15 protein-coding genes and 1 riboswitch are annotated in these 17960 nt (G+C 36.1%); of the genes, 8 read left to right on the plus strand and 7 right to left on the minus strand.

What is annotated here, in order from left to right; all coding sequences use genetic code 11:
- The first annotated feature begins 39 nt into the window (after positions 1-39).
- Together AC5LWL_RS04960 and AC5LWL_RS04965 are read left to right on the plus strand one after the other, a co-directional pair.
- Entirely contained in the window at positions 40-2430 is a 2391-nt protein-coding gene (locus AC5LWL_RS04960; protein ID WP_493433288.1) for a TOTE conflict system archaeo-eukaryotic primase domain-containing protein, read from the plus strand.
- 32 nt (positions 2431-2462) lie between these two features.
- Complete coding sequence (locus AC5LWL_RS04965; RefSeq protein WP_493433289.1) at positions 2463-2651, plus strand: hypothetical protein; 189 nt, start codon at positions 2463-2465, stop codon at positions 2649-2651.
- 181 nt (positions 2652-2832) lie between these two features.
- Here AC5LWL_RS04965 and dapA read toward each other — a convergent pair whose 3' ends face one another.
- The gene (gene dapA / locus AC5LWL_RS04970; RefSeq protein WP_493433290.1) at positions 2833-3720 is read right to left on the minus strand and encodes a 4-hydroxy-tetrahydrodipicolinate synthase; all 888 of its coding nucleotides are present in this window, start codon (positions 3718-3720) and stop codon (positions 2833-2835) included.
- A 125-nt stretch (positions 3721-3845) separates the two neighbouring features.
- A riboswitch (Lysine riboswitch) is annotated at positions 3846-4024 on the minus strand.
- A 2017-nt stretch (positions 4025-6041) separates the two neighbouring features.
- On the opposite strand from dapA, the gene nrdI reads away from it, so the two are divergent.
- From nrdI to AC5LWL_RS04995, 5 genes are all read left to right on the plus strand, one after another.
- Positions 6042-6443: a class Ib ribonucleoside-diphosphate reductase assembly flavoprotein NrdI gene (gene nrdI, locus AC5LWL_RS04975; protein ID WP_493433291.1), complete on the plus strand. Its 402-nt coding sequence runs from the start codon at positions 6042-6044 to the stop codon at positions 6441-6443.
- Entirely contained in the window at positions 6403-8496 is a 2094-nt protein-coding gene (gene nrdE, locus AC5LWL_RS04980) for a class 1b ribonucleoside-diphosphate reductase subunit alpha (protein ID WP_493433292.1), read from the plus strand. Before nrdI ends, nrdE begins: the two co-directional genes overlap by 41 nt.
- A 225-nt stretch (positions 8497-8721) precedes the next feature.
- On the plus strand, positions 8722-9708 hold the full coding sequence (nrdF, locus tag AC5LWL_RS04985) for a class 1b ribonucleoside-diphosphate reductase subunit beta (protein ID WP_493433293.1): 987 nt from the start codon (positions 8722-8724) through the stop codon (positions 9706-9708).
- Positions 9709-10009: 301 nt separating this feature from the next.
- Positions 10010-10762 (plus strand): spr1630 family ClpXP-sensitive toxin, encoded by a 753-nt coding sequence (locus AC5LWL_RS04990; protein ID WP_493433294.1) that lies wholly within the window; start codon positions 10010-10012, stop codon positions 10760-10762.
- A 20-nt stretch (positions 10763-10782) separates the two neighbouring features.
- The gene (locus tag AC5LWL_RS04995) at positions 10783-11949 is read left to right on the plus strand and encodes a spr1629 family repressor/antitoxin (protein ID WP_493433295.1); all 1167 of its coding nucleotides are present in this window, start codon (positions 10783-10785) and stop codon (positions 11947-11949) included.
- 182 nt (positions 11950-12131) lie between these two features.
- Here the strand turns inward: AC5LWL_RS04995 and AC5LWL_RS05000 are convergent, their stop codons facing one another.
- Both AC5LWL_RS05000 and AC5LWL_RS05005 read right to left on the minus strand, forming a co-directional pair.
- Positions 12132-12482: a hypothetical protein gene (locus AC5LWL_RS05000; protein WP_493433296.1), complete on the minus strand. Its 351-nt coding sequence runs from the start codon at positions 12480-12482 to the stop codon at positions 12132-12134.
- Positions 12479-12691 (minus strand): helix-turn-helix transcriptional regulator, encoded by a 213-nt coding sequence (locus tag AC5LWL_RS05005; protein WP_493433297.1) that lies wholly within the window; start codon positions 12689-12691, stop codon positions 12479-12481. The genes AC5LWL_RS05000 and AC5LWL_RS05005 overlap by 4 nt, the downstream gene beginning before the upstream one ends.
- Positions 12692-13062: 371 nt before the next feature.
- Here AC5LWL_RS05005 and AC5LWL_RS05010 point away from each other — a divergent pair, with 371 nt between their 5' ends.
- The gene (locus AC5LWL_RS05010; RefSeq protein ID WP_493433298.1) at positions 13063-13395 is read left to right on the plus strand and encodes a hypothetical protein; all 333 of its coding nucleotides are present in this window, start codon (positions 13063-13065) and stop codon (positions 13393-13395) included.
- Positions 13396-13632: 237 nt separating this feature from the next.
- Here the strand turns inward: AC5LWL_RS05010 and bioB are convergent, their stop codons facing one another.
- From bioB to bioD, 4 genes are read right to left on the minus strand one after another with little or no spacing between them, the layout of a single operon-like run.
- Complete coding sequence (gene bioB / locus AC5LWL_RS05015) at positions 13633-14631, minus strand: biotin synthase BioB (protein ID WP_493433299.1); 999 nt, start codon at positions 14629-14631, stop codon at positions 13633-13635.
- Entirely contained in the window at positions 14628-15218 is a 591-nt protein-coding gene (locus AC5LWL_RS05020) for a biotin transporter BioY (protein ID WP_493433300.1), read from the minus strand. Before AC5LWL_RS05020 ends, bioB begins: the two co-directional genes overlap by 4 nt.
- A complete protein-coding gene (gene bioA, locus AC5LWL_RS05025; protein WP_493433301.1) occupies positions 15211-16599 on the minus strand; it encodes an adenosylmethionine--8-amino-7-oxononanoate transaminase in 1389 nt (462 codons plus the stop codon). Before bioA ends, AC5LWL_RS05020 begins: the two co-directional genes overlap by 8 nt.
- Positions 16596-17288 (minus strand): dethiobiotin synthase, encoded by a 693-nt coding sequence (gene bioD, locus AC5LWL_RS05030; RefSeq protein ID WP_493433302.1) that lies wholly within the window; start codon positions 17286-17288, stop codon positions 16596-16598. The genes bioA and bioD overlap by 4 nt, the downstream gene beginning before the upstream one ends.
- Positions 17289-17960 lie beyond the last annotated feature (672 nt).

The following is a 17960-nucleotide window of genomic DNA, read 5'->3' on the forward strand; positions in this document are numbered from 1 at the left end:
TACTGAAAATTAAATAATACCGTTAATAGAGGGACTACAATGAAAAATCTTGAGCGTCAGCTGCAACAAACAATGAAAGAATGTGAAAGATTAACTCAGGAAAATCGTCGATTAAAGAAACTTTTAAAAGCTCATAATATTGAATTTTGTCAAAAGGATTCTCGAACAAATTCAACTTTACATAAGTCCAAACAGGAGAAATTAAAAGAAAGAATTTTGATATTTAAAAATTTATTTAGAGGAAGAACTGATGTCTATGCCCTACGTTGGCAATCCAAAAATGGAAAGTCGGGCTATTCTCCAGCTTGTGAACATGAATGGAAGCCAATTATGTGCCAAAAGCCAACTATTAAATGTGTTGATTGTCAGCATCGAACATTTCTCCCTTTAACAGATCAAGTAATTTATGATCATCTTATTGGTAAACGTACGATAGGTATTTATCCATTATTACAAGATGAAACTTGTTGGTTTTTAGCCGTTGATTTCGATAAGAAAAATTGGCAAGAGGATGTGCGTGCTTTTGTGGATACCTGCAAAGAGTTGAATGTCCCAGCATGTGTGGAGCGTTCTAGATCAGGAAATGGATGTCATGTTTGGATTTTCTTTCAGCAAGCAATTCCGTCCTCCTTAGCTCGAAAATTCGGTAGTGTATTATTATCACATACGTTGGAAAAGCGATATCAAGTAGGCATGGATTCGTTTGACCTTTTATTTCCTAATCAAGATACATTACCAAAAGGTGGATTTGGCAATTTAATCGCATTGCCATTACAGAAAGAGCCAAGAAAAAATGAAAATAGTGTGTTCGTTGATGAAAACTTTGTGCCATATGCAGATCAGTGGATGTATTTAGATGGTGTGAAGAAAATAAAATTGGACGATGTGAAAAAGGTAATTAATATAGCAAATAAGAGTAATGAGAATTCTCAGATTGTTAAGGAAATAAAGGAGCAGGTACCGAGTAAAAAGCAAATCAATATTCCAGACAAATTAACTATCTTTGAAAAGAATGGATTATATATTGAAAAAGAAAATCTTCCCTCATCCTTTATTCAAAAACTCATTCAGTTATCAACGTTTAAAAATCCAGAATTTTTTAAAGCACAGGCAAAGCGTTTATCCACTTATGGTATACCAAGAAATATTATTTGTTATGACGAGTTAGATAGTTTTTTAATTTTACCCCGTGGTTGTAAAGATGATTTGATAACATTACTGAACAAATATTCGATTAATTATAATTTTCATGACCAAACAAATGCTGGAGCGAATTTATCATTAAGTTTTGAGGGGAATTTAAGAGTCGAACAGGAACAAGCGGCAATAAAATTATTAGAAAGGCCAATAGGCGTTTTATCAGCAACCACTGGATTTGGAAAAACAGTCATTGCCGCTGCATTAATAGCTAAAAGAAATGTAAATACACTTATAATTGTTCATAGGAAACAACTAATTAACCAGTGGAAAGGACGTCTGTCTACGTTTTTGAATGTGGAAGATCATCAAATCGGTCAAATTGGTGGAGGGAAAAATAAACAGACAGGAATCATCGATATTGCAACCATCCAAAGTCTTAATTATAAAGGGGAAATTAAAGAGCAAGTCACACAATATGGTCAAATCATTGTAGATGAGTGTCATCATATCTCTGCATATAGCTTTGAGTGTGTTTTAAAAAAAGCAGATGCTACTTATATTCATGGATTAACTGCCACTCCTACTCGAAAAGATGGATTACAGCCTATTATGACAATGCAATTAGGACCGATTCGATATAAAGTAAATGCACAAGCGCAAGCAAAGGTTCGGCCATTTGAACATATACTATTGTCTAGGCATACTAACTTTCAAAGTGCAAAAACGGAAGACAAGAAAGATATCCAATCACTATTTAAAGAAATTATAAAAGATAAAGATCGTAATCAAATGATTTTTGATGATGTTCTTAAAGAATTAGAAAATGGATCGATCCCGCTAATTTTAACCGAAAGAGTTGAGCATGTTCATGAATTAGCATTAAGGTTTAAAGGCTTTGCAAAAAATATTCTTGTATTAACAGGAGGAATGAGTAAGCAAGCAGAAAAAGAAAAACTAAAAAGACTAGAAGAATTGCCTGACAATGAAGAAAGGTTAATTATTGCTACAGGAAAATATATTGGCGAAGGATTTGATCATGAACGACTAGATACTTTATTCTTAGTTATGCCCTTGTCTTGGAAAGGCACATTACAGCAATACGTGGGAAGATTGCATCGTATCCACGATTTTAAAACAAATGTTAAGGTCTTTGATTATGTTGATGATAAAGAACCTGTTTTAAAAGCAATGTTTGATAAACGATTAAAAGGTTACCATTCGATGGGGTATAAATTAGTAGATAGTGAATCGCTTAGTCAGACTAAATTGGAACAAATGAAGCTTTTTTAATTTTAGAATATACTACAGCAACGTCTCCATATATGCAGGAACAAAAAACATATTCATTTTACGGTTTTCATGGTACTGCAGAAAGCTGTGCCATAAAAATAGACGAAACAAAATACTTTGAACCTGGTGAACCGAGAGATGGTCACTGGCCAATAATTCTACCAACAATGAATATTGTTTCTATGAATGATGAAAATCAGTTTATTGAAAGTCCAGTTTGAATTATGGAACCTGATTCCCGTTACAGTAATACTTTAATGCACTGGAGGTCAGGCCCCGGAAATGCGTAACCCTATTTTTAACCCTTTTTGTCTGCTTATGGCTTCCGCACGTTTTAAGGCGGATTTTTCTCCAGTTTGAAACCCACCCATAATCCACGGGTGGGTTTTATTAGTATCTATTTCAACAAGTAGCTTTAACACTACTTCTCTCCAAAACCTCTTTAAGTTCACGTTCCTCTTCCTGATTCAAAGGAACCAATGGCAAGCGAACGTCACCAACTTGTATACCGTTTAGATTTAATGCTGCTTTTACTGGTGAAGGGCTTGGTGCAGTAAATAATGCTCTCATCGCTGGGAGAAGATTGTGATGTAGAGCAGCAGCATTTTGAATATCGCCTTTTTTAAAGGTATTGATCATTTCTTGCATGTCATTGCCAATGATGTGAGAGGCAACGGAAACAACTCCTGCTCCTCCAATGGATAACACGGGTAATGTTAATCCATCATCTCCACTATATAGGGTGAAATTAGTAGGAGTTTGGCTGATGATTTCTGCCATTGCATTTAAATTGCCGCTTGCATCTTTAAGTGACACAATATTTGGAATCGATGAAAGGCGTACAATTGTTTCGACAGAGATATTCACTACACTGCGTCCTGGAATGTTATAAAGCATAACTGGCAAAGAAGTGGATTCAGCTATTGCTTTAAAATGTTGATACATTCCTTCTTGAGATGGTTTATTGTAGTATGGTGCAACTAGCAAGATACCATCGACTCCTGCTTCCTCAGCATGTTTGGTTAAGTTAATGGAAGCCCTTGTGTTGTTGGATCCAGTTCCAGCGATGACTGGAATTCTTCCATTAACAGCGTTTACGACATATTTAAATAATTCGATTTTTTCTTCGGTGGTTAATGTTGGAGATTCTCCAGTTGTACCAGCGACAACTAAAGTATCTGTTCCATTTGCAATTAAATATTCAATCAATTCTTTTGTTGCATAAAAATCAATTTCACCTTTATGATCAAACGGAGTAACCATTGCTGTTAATACTTGGCCAAAATTCATAAACGTACACGCCCTTTTTAAATTTTTTTAATTAGAGGTGGTCGGGCCATTTTTTGAACGCAAAAAGCAGCAACGAGGCAATCGTTGCTGCAATAGAATCAGGATAAATAAAAAATCGTTCCTATGCGTAAGATAGCCCTCCATATAGTTTCCTATACGACAGTTCTGTATTTATTCAACAGCAGAACCAGCTTCAAGAACATGAGATTCTTTCGACTTCGGCAAATACCCCTTTTCACAATTATCAATGGATCTCATTCTCCTCCAATTGTGTACTTATGATCTTTGCACCTCTATCCTCACTTCAAAAAAAGTTTGAAATAAGAAAGTATTTAGTTGTTTGTAATATAACAGGAAATGGCTTTATATGCAAGGAATTTCAATATTAATAGATTCTTCACAGAGGCTACCCTGAAAAGTGGTTTTGGGTTCTCTCAATAAGTCCGCAGTCGGAATACACTTCGCTTTCCATGGGGCGGGCGCCGAGCCTCCTCGCTGTGCTGCGGGGTCTCGGCTGTCCCGCGAATCCCATAGGAATCTTCGTGTATTCCACTTGCTCTCTGCATTAACCTATCAATGAACTTAATCAAACTGCCTATTTTCATTGTTCATGGTGCAAAGTTTGTTTGCATGAGTGTCTATCCGGAAAAGTGGTGCTCTCAAATAAGTTCGCAGTCAGAATACACTTCGCTTTCCTGTGGGCGAGCGCCGAGCCTCCTCGCTGCGCTGCGGGGTCTCGTCTTTCTCGCATTCCCACGGGAGTCTTCGTGTATTCTGACTGCTCTGTGTTAAAAATCACTTCTTTTCATGTGCTAGGTGCAAAATTGGTTGCACGGATGTATACCCAGAAAAGTGGTGCTCTTAAATGGGTCCGCAGCCGGAATACACTTCGCTTTCCATGGGGCGGGCGCCGAGCCTCCTCGCTGCGCTTGCGGGGTCTCGCCTGTCCCGCAAATCCCATAGGAGTCTTCGTGTATTCCGGCTGCTCTCTGCATTAACCTATCAATGAACTTAATCAAACTGCCTATTTTCATTGTTCATGGTGCAAAGTTTGTTTGCATGAGTGTCTATCCGGAAAAGTGGTGCTCTCAAATAAGCCCGCAGTCAGAATACACTTCGCTTTCCTGTGGGCGAGCGCCGAGCCGCTTCGTCGCTATGCTCCTGCAGGGTCTCGTCTTTCTCGCATTCCCACGGGAGTCTTCGTGTATTCTGACTGCTCTGTGCTGAAAATCACTTCTTTTCGTGTGGCAGATGCAACATTTGTTGCATGAATTCTACCCAAAAAAGCTAGTTTTAAAAGATGTTTTACAGAATGCTTGTTGGAACTATCTAAATATTGGATATTGGCACTGAATCGATAAGATGATAAACTGGTAGGATTGCTGAACAATAGTAGCGTTGATTTTTTTTATGTAACTATTCGACGTTGTTCTACCAAAATGTGTAACTCGAGTTTATTTCTATAAAGTGGATGTTTTTACCAGTTTGGCGGCAGCAACTAATTGATCGAACAGCTTGATTGTAGTGGAAGGTGCGAGACTCCTGTGGGATTAGCGGGTTAGATGAGACCCCACAGGCGTAAGCGCCGAGGAGGCTCATCGCACGCCCCACGGAAAGCGAGCATCCTGAAACGGAAAGCAAGCCCCTAAGTTATGGAAACACATGAAGAGTAATATATAACTGTGAAGTTCAAGTTAGTAAAAACTAAAGTCGATGAACTTTTTCCACTTAAATATACTCGAAAGTAAAAATTTTACTAGTTAAAGGAATGATTGTTAGTAATACGATAAAGTCTTCCATAAAAGGACCTTTTTATTTAAAAATAATTACCCATATAGTATGACAGCAAAACGAATCAAAGTACCCATCCCCATAAAAATTTTATTAAATACTCGAAAAACATTGTCATAAAGCCAGCGAATCAACAACCACAAGCAGCCGGATAAATAACCAATATTTTTAAGCGAAATTTGTTGACAAAATAATTAAAACGAGCGGTATTGACTATCATCTGAAAATACGATTATATAGTGTAATACACAATATATTGACATGAATTATCTGAAATTATCTGTATTTAGTATTTCTTGTATAAAACAGGGGTATTGATAAATATAGATTATTTTCTTTTTTTTAAGATAAGAAAGGTTAAAATTTTACAACTTAGATTAGTGTCTAGCTCTAGCGCCTAGCTCTTGTGAGTATTGCCCCATGCCTCTAAAAGTAAAAAACACTTTTTGAGTCATGTGAACATTTTTCTTCAGAGCTGTTCAAAGGCGCTTGCGCTTTTCTTATTTATAGCCTCTAGGGAGGGATCAAGTTTGCTTATCGTTTTTGACAGCAAGACGGGAAATGTGCGTCGATTTGTTCATAAATTAGGATTTTTAGAAAATAAAGTGATAGAATTAAAGGCTGGATTAAAAGTTTATGAGCCTTATATATTATTAACTTATACAACTGGTATGGGACAAGTCCCTCAAACAACTATAGATTTCCTTAAATTAAACCCAAACAACCTGCATGCTGTAGCTGCTAGTGGGAATAAAAATTGGGGACAAAATTTCGCTTTAAGTGCTAATAAAATATCAACAATGTACGGGGTACCTATCTTACATAAATTTGAGATGAGTGGCATGCCCGAAGATGTAGAGATAGTGAGAGAAAGGGTGCAAAATATTAACGATGAGACATATAGAATTAAACAACGAAGTGACACAGCTTAACGAAAATGGCTTCTTCCGCCTTGAAAAAGACAAAGAAGCTGTGGCTGAATTTTTAGAATCAGAAATTAAGCCAAAATTGATTCGTTTTGACTCTGTTGCACAAAAATTCACATACATGTTAGAAGAAGATTTCTATTACCCGCAGGTTTTGGACCAATACAAGATTTCTGATCTGGAAGAAATTACAAAGCTGGTTTATGACTATCATTTTGAATTCCAATCATATATGGCTATCTCAAAATTTTATAAAGATTATGCCTTAAAAACGAATGATAAGAAAAACTATCTTGAAACATACGAGGATCGCATTATCATCGTTGCTTTATTTTTGGGGCAAGGAGATTTTGACAAAGCGAAGAAAACGGCAATTGCGATGATCGAACAGCGTTATCAGCCTGCAACGCCTACTTTCTTAAATGCTGGAAGAAGCCGCCGCGGGGAGATGGTTTCCTGTTTCTTATTGGAAATGGATGATTCTTTAAATTCGATTTTCCATAATATCAATACATCTGGTCAGTTATCGAAAATAGGGGGCGGTGTAGCTCTTAACCTTTCCAAGCTTCGTTCCCGCAATGAGCAGATTAAAGGGATTGATAATGCTGCATCTGGTGTCGTGCCTGTTATGAAGCTGTTGGAAGACACATTCTCTTATGCAAACCAGCTTGGTCAGCGTAAAGGCGCAGGAGCTGCTTATTTGAATATCTTCCATTGGGATGTTGTTGAATTTCTAGATACCAAAAAAATAAATGCCGATGAGAAGTCGCGTATTCAAACTCTTTCTATTGGATTGATTGTGGAAAATAAGTTTTTCCAATTAGCAAAAGAAAATAAAGACTTGTATGTATTCGCTCCTTTCAGTGTCTTTAAGGAATATGGTGTTCATTTGGATGATATGAGAATGGACGATATGTACGAAGAGCTTGCGGCCAACCCAAATGTGAAAAAGCGCATCGTCATGTCAGCACGGGAAATGATTACAAAAATAGCGCAAATTCAGCTGGAATCAGGTTACCCGTATTTTATGAATAAATCCAATTCAAATAGAGCGCATGCCCTTAAAGATATTGGCCAAATTAAAATGAGTAATTTGTGTACAGAGATATTCCAGCTTCAAGAAACATCTGAAATCAATGATTACGATCAAGAGGATATCATCCGCCGTGATATTAACTGTAATTTAGGCTCTTTGAATATACCAAATGTGATGCAGCCTGGCGATGTCTTTAGGGATTCTGTCCATGTTGGTATTGAGGCATTAACAACTATCTCGGATATATCGGATGTGAAAAATGCTCCATCTGTTAAAAAAGCCAATGAAGAGCTTCATGCAGTCGGATTAGGTGCGATGAATCTTCATGGATATTTAGCGAAAAATAGAATCAGTTTTGAATCAGATGAAGCAAGAGACTTTACGGCGACTTTCTTTATGATGATGAACTTCTATTCAATTGAAAAAAGCATGCTGATTGCAAAGGAAAAAGAAGAAACGTTCAAAGACTTCGAAAAGTCGGAGTATGCAAAAGGAACTTATTTTGAAAAGTATAAAGAAGTAAGTTTTGCTCCGAAAACAGACAAGGTAAAGCAATTGTTCGAAGGGATTTCTATTCCGACGTGTGAGGATTGGGCAAACTTAGCGGAACAAGTGAAAAAGTATGGGTTATATAATGGGTATCGCCTTGCTGTTGCACCGACGCAATCGATTGGTTATATCCAAAATGCGACAGCGTCTGTTATGCCGGTTGTTAATCAAATAGAGTCTCGTACGTATGCAAACTCTACAACCTATTATCCAATGCCTTATATGGATGAAACGAACTTCTGGTTCTATAAATCTGCGTTTGATATGAACCAATTTAAGATCATGGATTTAATTGCAGCTGCACAAGAGCATGTAGATCAGGGAATATCTTCTATTCTTTATGTAAACTCAGATGTTTCAACGAAAGAGTTAGCCCGATACTATATTTATGCCAATGAAATAGGTTTAAAATCACTTTACTACACACGGACTCGCAATTTAGCAATTGACGAATGTATCGCATGTGCCGTTTAATAGGTGAAGAAATTGGGGAGCAATGTCTCCTCTTTATTTAAAGATAAGAAAGTTTAAAATTTTTTAACTTAGATTAGTGTCTAGCGCAAGCAGCTAGCTCTTGTGAAAAATAACCCCATGCCTCTAAAAGTAAAAAAACGCTTTTTGAATCATGTGAACATTTTTCTTCAGAGCTGTTCGAGGGCGCTTGCGCTGGTTTCTTATTGAATTACTGGGGGAAATGACATGACAAAGTATGCTGTTAACTGGAATCAACATGAAGATGATTTCACACAGATGTTTTATACGCAAAATACTAGACAGTTCTGGCTTCCAGAAGAGATTAGTCTTTCTGCTGATAAAAATACATGGGGAGAACTATCGCCAGAAGAGCAAGATACCTACAAAAAAGTGCTAGGTGGCTTGACGTTGTTGGATACAGAGCAAGGTGGAGAAGGAATGCCTTTGATTGGCATGCACGTAGAGGGACTGCAGCGTAAAGGCGTATTGTCCTTTATGGGAATGATGGAACAAATCCATGCTAAATCCTATTCTACTATTTTCACGACATTAGCTACAGATGAAGAGATTGACGAAGTATTTAATTGGGTCCACAATCATTCTCAATTGCAATTAAAGGGAAAACGGATCTCCGAATACTATCAAAAGCTGTTTAAGCCGGAAGTAACTAACTATGATCTTTATATGGCAACCGTTGCTTCTGTCTATTTGGAGTCCTTCTTGTTCTATTCTGGGTTCTTTTATCCGCTGTTTTTGGCAGGACAAGGAAAGCTAACGGCTTCTGGAGAAATTATTAATTTGATAATCCGAGACGAAAGCATTCACGGCGTATATGTTGGTCTTATTGCGCAAGAGCTATTTGCGAAGCTAACACCAGAGGAACAGGAAAAAGCTGCTCGTGAAAGATTAGATTTATTAAACATTCTTTATGAAAATGAACTAGAATATACACAGGATTTGTACAAGCAAATTGGCCTAGTGGATGAAGTGAATAAATTTATCCGCTACAATGCGAACAAAGCTTGCATGAATCTAGGAATTGAGCCTGTCTTTCCGTCAGAGCCAATCAACCCGATTGTGGAAAACGGCATGAAGACAGACACAAAAAATCATGATTTCTTCTCCGTGAAAGGAAATGGCTATGTAAAAGCAACAAAAGTAGAGCCATTGACGGATGAGGATTTTGTTTTTGATTGGAAGTCTAATAGATAGACAATACCAGAGTTTTTTAATCGTTTCAGAATAAGCCCTCCCTTTTTTAAAGGGGAGGGTCTTTGTGTTTCGTTTATGATATTTCCAATATATTGAAAACAAGCTGCATACGAGTGTGCTCCATTCATTAAATATTGTTTAAGAGAAGTTCCTTAAATAAAAATGGTATTTTAGAAATTTTCTAATATAACGCTATTACTTTAATTTTTTTATACGATTTGCGCTTTTTATTTAAAAATATAGAGAGTTAGTATAAAATAGTATCATCTACATAAAATAACAGTAAATGGGGAATGAATTCGTGAAAGGATATCAGTTTTCAGATTCATTAAGTCAAAATATTGTAAAAGGCATTGTAGAGGGATATACCAGTTACCTAGCTGAACGCAAGCAAAAGAAGGCAGAAATGAATATTAGCAGCGCCTATGCTTGGGTGAAAGGGAACCATATTGAACATGCTGTTTCGAAAGTATGTGGAGAAGGAATCGATTATACTTTATCAAAAGCTGGATATACTTGGGGATATTTACGTTTTATTAATAAGGAACATAAAGTTTTATTTATTATAAAAAATAGTTCTGCACTAGAACCAATTGTGCGATCAGCTAAAAAGGAAAATGTAAACGAAGAAAACTATTTGTCACAGTTAGCAGAAATAAATAAAAATTTGGATTTTCCAGAACCAATTAGACAAGTCGAGAATTCAGAGCAATTAGGCTTTACTTTATTTGAAGATGGATTTTTTGTCGATACAAAGGATGCATGTAATGAATTAGACAAAGTTAAAAAAGAATTTAATCGCTTTTATGTGGTTACATATGCAATCGATGAAGCAAAAATGATTTCTGAAATCCATTTAACACTTCCTAGTCCAGCATTATCTCATTTTTATCAAGTTGCGGACTGGACGCAGCTTATTGATAATTTGGGTATAGAGTATGATGAAGAAGCTTTATCTGCAGTTAGAGGTGATTTAGAAGCAGAAAGCAGAGTAGTGACAGGAGACTATGGAATTATTATTCCTAGCCAAAAGCGTACAAATCAAGATGAGTAATTTTAAAGGAGGAACCCAAGTTGTTTGTTGGAGAAAAATTAACCAACATGCGTATACTTCATGGCTTTTCTAGACAAGAACTAGCAAATAATCTTGGAATAACAGAGCAGGCAGTATGGCAGTATGAGAATGGTTACACGACCCCAGGGTTAGAAACGATCAATAAAATGAGGGATATCTTTCAGATAAAAGCTAAATTCTTTTATTCTCCAGATAGGCTTAAGAATCAAATAAGTGAAAATAATATTGCGTATAGAGCGACAGAACGCAGTAGTCGAAAAAAAGCTAAATCAGAAAGTGTTCATTTGGAATATCTTCATTTTATGCTCGACTTTATGGAGAAGTGGATTGCTTATCCCTCTAGCCTTTTGGTGGAAATAAGAAATCAATCAATCGAGCTGCAACATAAAAATGAAATGAATGGCATAGCAAGAGAAGAAACCATTGAGCAAATTGCTTTGTTAACAAGAGAATTAATTGGTTTAAATAAAGAAAGCAATGACCATTTCCTTTTTCTTTTAGAAAAAAGCGGTGCGTTTATTTTCGAAAAGTCATTAGGGACTGAAGTAGATGCATATAGCGTCTGGTCTAACCAAGATAGACCATTTATCATGCTTAGTAATAGGAAAAAATCTTCTGTGAGAAGAAATTTTGATTTAGCTCATGAATTAGGCCACCTATTATTACATCATCGCATCGATATATTTGAGTTAGAACAAAAAGAATTCGACCAAGTAGAAAAAGAAGCCAATTATTTCGCTTCTAGCTTTTTACTGCCTAAAAAGAAGTTCCTCTATGATTTAAAACATATTCAAAGGAAATCTAATCCAAAATCGTATATAGATTTAAAGAAAAAATGGCATGTATCTATTGCGGCAATGGGGCACAGAACGTATTCGTTGAAGGAAATGGATTATCAGCAATATCGATACTTTAATGCTTCATTAAACAAATATCAGTTTAGAAACAAAGAGCCATTAGATAATGAACTTGTTATTATGAGACCGGGGAAAATACGTCATGCCCTTAAATTTTTGGTAGAAAACAAGCTATGTTCGATTCAAGATTTAATAAATCATACAAATTTTGAAGTGGGTCTGTTATCGTATCTATTTAATATCGAAACAGATTTCTTTAAACAATACATGAATCAGCCAAAAGTGTATGAATTCACCCCTAAGGTTTAACTAATACCCTACCCGCTGTAGAAGAAGTTGATTTCCATTCTAGATTAGGATGGGAGTCGGCTTTTTTATTTGTTCAAAGCAATGATAGTCTCCTTTATAGAATCTAAAATGGTATCTTTTCTAATTTTGCATACAACGTAACTTCTACATTAAAGAGCAGCTATTATTAAACTGCTCTTTTTTTACATGGTTTTATTATAATAAAAGAGAGTCAAAGGAAAGACTAGTACATTTCCTGCTAAAATAAGTAAAAATCCATTTAGTGGGTCTTTAATCACAGCATAATTAAAGAGTAATAAAATAATAAAGGTAAAAATAATACTAAATAAATAGGATATATGTCCATTTCTAAGTTTTATCGCTTGTCTTCTTTCATCATTTGGTTCATTAGCAGAAAATAAAATATCTGTTACAACTGAAGTAATTCCGCTAATACAAAATATAACACCTAACATTTTTGAACCATTATCAATTAAGAAGTATGCCCCCATTACTATTAACAAAACACCTAATATAATATTTAATTTCTTCATGATTGATCGTTCCTTTCGTTGTTTGGAATAAAAATGTCTTCAATTCTGCAATTAAAATATTTTGCTATTGAAAAGGCTAATTCAAGAGAAGGGTTGTATCTTTGTTTTTCAATTGAAATAACTGTTTGCCTGCTTACTGTTAAAACCTTGGCTAATGTCTCTTGGGAGATATTGTTCTTTTCTCGAAAATACCTAAGTTTATTTTCCATTGTTTTACACTTCTCCTATATTATGATATGTCAAGTGACCTTTACTGTAAAGTGAACTTTACATATTTTTCCGTTTGTATTATTAACGTATTCTGTTACTTAACTACAAGAATAAGAGTTCAATAGCTTTCTATTGCTTCAAAATTTGAAGGGGAAACCGGTAGAAGTGGGTTGATAGCATATTGAAGTAGAATGATTGTTTCTTCTTTTGAAAAATGAACTGTAATGAAGTATAAATTAAAAATGAGGTGATGATTGCTATGTCAGACGATTTAGCTGATTTTTTAAGAAAGTAAAAGGCTGAGTATAGCCAAGGGAAAGTCGATTGGGATAAAGAGAAGATAAAATGAATTCAAGGTGTTAAAACATTTATGGAGCGGATAAAAGGATGGCTTACACCATCGCAAAAAGAAGGGTTAATTAATATTGTTGAAGGGGAAATAGAACTAACAGAAGAACATTTTGGAAGCTACAAAGTTCCTACATTAGAGTTGGTTATTGGAACAGAAAGCATCAAAGTAGTTCCGGTAGGGCGATTCATTATTGGAGCTAGTGGAAGAGTGCATATTCATTCACTTTTTAATCGTTATAGTGTATTGCATCATTCAGAAAAAGGATGGATCTATCGAAACAAGAGATTGAAAGGTAGCTTTCAATCACTCACTGAAGATGATTTTACAAAGATGTTAAAGGATCTTGTGTGATGAAAACAGAGTTAGATAAAGTTATGAAGTGGTATGAAATTTACTTGGATTGTCAGAAAATCATGAAAACAATCATTAGCAAGAATGCTGAAATAATCCCTCTCGAAAGTGTTTAAATAAAGTAGTTTAAAACTCAGCCAGAAAAAGAATAAAATAGTACCAATTAAAAAATCCTTCTTTTGTTTTTGCACTAGAAACGCAAAAACAAAAGAAGGATTCACTACATGTAAACAGCTTTTAACAACTAACCTCTTCTTCCTGCTTCTTTACCAACTCAATTTCAAATCCTAAATCCTCAATTAGCTTGTGATCTTGATTTGCTTCTTGTCCTTCTGTTGTTAAATAGTTTCCGAGGAAGATGCTGTTGGCAGCATATAAACCTAGTGGCTGCAAACTTTTTAAGTTAACTTCACGGCCGCCTGATATACGGATTTCTTTTGTTGGGTTGATGTAGCGAAATAATGCCAGCACTTTAAGGCAGTAGCGCGGGTTTAATTCGTGAACGCCCTCTAGTTTCGTTCCGTCTATTGCATGCAGAAAGTTGATAGGAATAGAATCGGCATCGAGTTTATGTAAGGAACGGGCAATGTCAATGACATCTTCTTTTGTTTCCTTCATGCCGATAATCGCTCCAGAGCATGGAGAAATGCCATGTTTTTTCACTGTTTCAATTGTATTCACTCGATCATCGTACGTGTGAGAAGTGGTGATATAATCATGATGACGTTCAGATGTATTTACATTATGATTATAACGATCTACTCCTGCGCCCTTTAATTGTGCTGCATACTCTTCTTTTAAAAGACCAAGACACGCACATACTTTCAGACCATATTTTTCTTTGATTTCTTCAACTGCCTCGCTAACCACTTTCACGTCTTTTCGTGTTGGTCCGCGACCGCTTGCCACGATGCAGTAGGTACCTACTTTATTTTCAAAAGCGGTTTTTGCTCCTGCTAAAATTTCTTCTTTTGAAATAAACGGATACTTTTCAATAGGCGCACTGGATTTGGAAGATTGAGAACAGTATCCACAGTCTTCCGGACAATAGCCGCTTTTTGCATTGATGATCATATTTAATTTTACTTTTTTTCCATAATAATGTTTGCGAATCTGAAAGGCACCGTGTAATAAAGGCAATAACTCATCGTCGTCGCATGTAAGAATGCTGAGTGCTTCTTGATCACTTATTATTTTTCCGTCAATCACTTCTTGTGCCAACTGTAACCAATTCATAGTATACTCTCCTCTTGCTTATAGATTTTATTTGTATTTCGAATACGATAAAACACTTTGTATAATCTTGCTGCTAAAAAGCCGGCAATAACAGAAATAATAATATCGCCAGCAATGCTGTATACAAAGCCAATCATGACGACATGGGTCCAGCTGCTTGGAATGTCCATCCAGCTATTCAGCGCCAAGTAAAGATAAGGAACACCAATCGCATAAACAACTAGAAGGCCAGCAAAATTGGCAAGAATAAACTGATAGATTTTTGGCTGATCTATGTGATCAATAATCCATCCGATAACATAGGCACCAGCAATAAAGCCGATTAAATAGCCGAATGTTGGCTGCAGAACATAGCCAATTCCTCCTCCTTGTGTAAAAACGGGAAACCCAACAAGACCGATAAAAACATATACAAGCTGACTTTGCATTCCATTTTTTTTCCCTAATAAACTACCAGATAAAAAGACAAACAAAACTTGCAATGTAAATGGAACATAGGGAAGAGGAATCTTGATAAATGCTCCAATGGCTGTTAATGCTGCAAACATCGAGACAACTGCCAATGAAATAGTAGTGTTTCTATTCATGTAAAAGTACCTCCTTTGAAAAAACGGATGTTTCAAAATACTGCTGAATGGATTCATTTGCGATAGAAATCATCGTGTTGATTTCTTCTTTTGAGATCACATATGGCGGCATAAAATAAAGAATATTTCCAAGGGGGCGCAGCAGCAAGCCCTTTTCGAGAGCAATTTGATAAATATGATAGCCAACTCTAGCCTCACTAGGAAAAGGCTCTTTTGTTGCTTTGTTTTTAACTAACTCAATCGCACCAACCATGCCTGTTTGCCTGTACTCGCCAACATAGGATTGGGGAGTGAAAACAGTGGAGGCAAGTTTATGCATATACCTGCTTTTTTGCTGAATCTGTTCTAGATAGTTTTCCTCCTCAAAAATCGCCAATACTTCAAGGGCTACTCTGCATGCTAATGGATTGCCTGTGTAGCTATGGGAATGCAAAAATGCTTTCATGCTTCCATAATCATCGTAAAAGGCATCATACACATCGTCTGTTGTTACAACGACTGACAATGGCAAGTAGCCGCCAGTTAATCCTTTAGACAAACACATAAAATCTGGTGTGATGCCTCCTTGTTCACAGGCAAACATCGTTCCTGTCCGCCCAAATCCAACGGCCACTTCATCGGCAATCAGATGGACATCATACTGCAAACATAGTTCTTTTAATTTTTTTAAATAAGAGGGAGGATACATTTTCATCCCGGCTGCTGCTTGAATTAATGGTTCGATAATAACGGCTGTCAGTTCTTCGTGATGCTTTTTTAATTTTTCTTCAACAGCTGAAAGGCAAGGTGCAAGACAGCTTGCCGGCTTTTCGTTAAAGGAGCAACGAAAGCAATCAGGACCCTGTGCTCGGATAGTATCCAGCAGAAGTGGTCGAAACACTTCATTATAAAGACCAACTCCTCCAACAGAGAGTGCTCCAAGTGTTTCCCCATGATAAGCATCTGTTAATGCTAGAAACCGTTTTTTAGTATGTTTCTTTTTTTGCTGGTGATATTGGAAGCTCATTTTTAATGCCACTTCAATGGCAGAAGAGCCGTTATCCGCAAAAAATACCTTTGTTAAACCATCCGGTGTAAGTTTCGCTAGTTTTTCTGCAAGCAAAACGGCAGGTTCATGAGTGAAATTCGCAAAGATAGCATGCTCCAATTGAAAGGCTTGTTCTGCTAAGGCTGTGCTTATCCGTTCATTACAATGCCCAAATAAATTCACCCACCAAGAAGAAACGGCATCTATATACTGCTTTTCCTTTTCATCATATAGATAGATGCCTTTGCCCCTTTTAATAACAATAGGAGGAAAATCTTCGTAATCCTTCATCTGGGAGCAAGGATGCCAAACATGTTGTAAATCTCTTTTTTGTAAATCGGAAAGGAGTGTCATCGTTTCTGTATCCTTTCAAAAAATTCGCTGTTCTCTATCTGAATTTGTGTTAATTCAGATGGGCTTTCTAACTTAGGAAGGGTAAGGGAAGGCAAGTTTGTATGCTGTTGAATCGTCTTTATGTTGTCCTTCTCTATATTAGTGCCTTCAAAACGATTAAATACAATCCCGGCAATCGGAATATGATTCTTTTTTAATGCTTCCACAGATAATAAGGTGTGGTTGATCGTTCCTAATTGTGTTCCCGCAGTTAAGATGACAGGAAGCTGTGATTGCTTGATCAGATCAAGCAAATAAAAGGAGCGCTGATCGCTTAATGGAACATATAATCCGCCTGCCCCCTCGCACAGCACATAATCATATGAATCTTTTAATTGGTCAATATGCTGAAGAATAATCTCTTCTTTTATGTCGCGTCCTTCTAACTTTGCCGCATAATGAGGAGAGGCAGCCTCTTTAAAAGAGTAGGTGTTTATATGATTTTCTACTAAAGGCTGTTTGCTGAAAGATTGATAGCATGCTGTGTCCTCATAGTATGGAGTTGAATTTTCTATCATGATGCCTGTTTGAATCGGTTTGTAAGGGATGACGGACGCCCCTTTTGATTGAAAATAGCGCATAAGGTATGTAGTGACGAGCGTTTTTCCTATATTGGTATCTGTGCCTGCTATCCAAAAATAATTTTCCATAAATCTCCTTTTTATATGTTAACTATTTTAGTAAAAAGGTTAACATATAAAAAGGAGATTTGTAAATATATTATTAGAATGAAACGGGCAAAAAAAATACTCTGGATGGAAAGTCCAAGAGTATTTTTTAAAAAGATTGAAATTGTAGAGAAATTGATTGATAGAGATGAAGTTTAAAAGAGCATGTAGAAAATGTTATGTAATTCATCTATAAAAGGAATGTTCATGTTAATCAAAGAGAAGATATCCTAAAAAGGATGGTTTATAAGCGATCGTCTTCCCATAATTTATAAAAATATTCATGTTCTTCTTCCGTATCTGGGCGTTTTTCAATGTTTTCCTCTTCTGTTAAATAAGCTAAGTCTTTCATGGTAATCCTCCTCTAAAATCGTTGTTGTAATAAGGTTTAATTTTAACAAATGATTCCAATTATCGTAATGAAAATCGTTAGTGTCATTTAGATAAACATCGACAGAATAATAGATGTTACTATTAGTAATCTTGCGTTTTTTGTGAAAGGGAAAGGTAATTTTAGAGAGTTTGTCGAAATGTTTTTTTCCTAATTGCATGAGGGAAGTCTAACGAATGATTTATTTTTATCCAAACCAAAAAAATAAAACTAGGTCCTTTTCCCCTAAGACATCTAGTTATTTCTTCTTAAATCATGGATAT

The sequence above is a fragment of the Niallia sp. WK069_GA_01 genome, assembly GCF_983173855.1.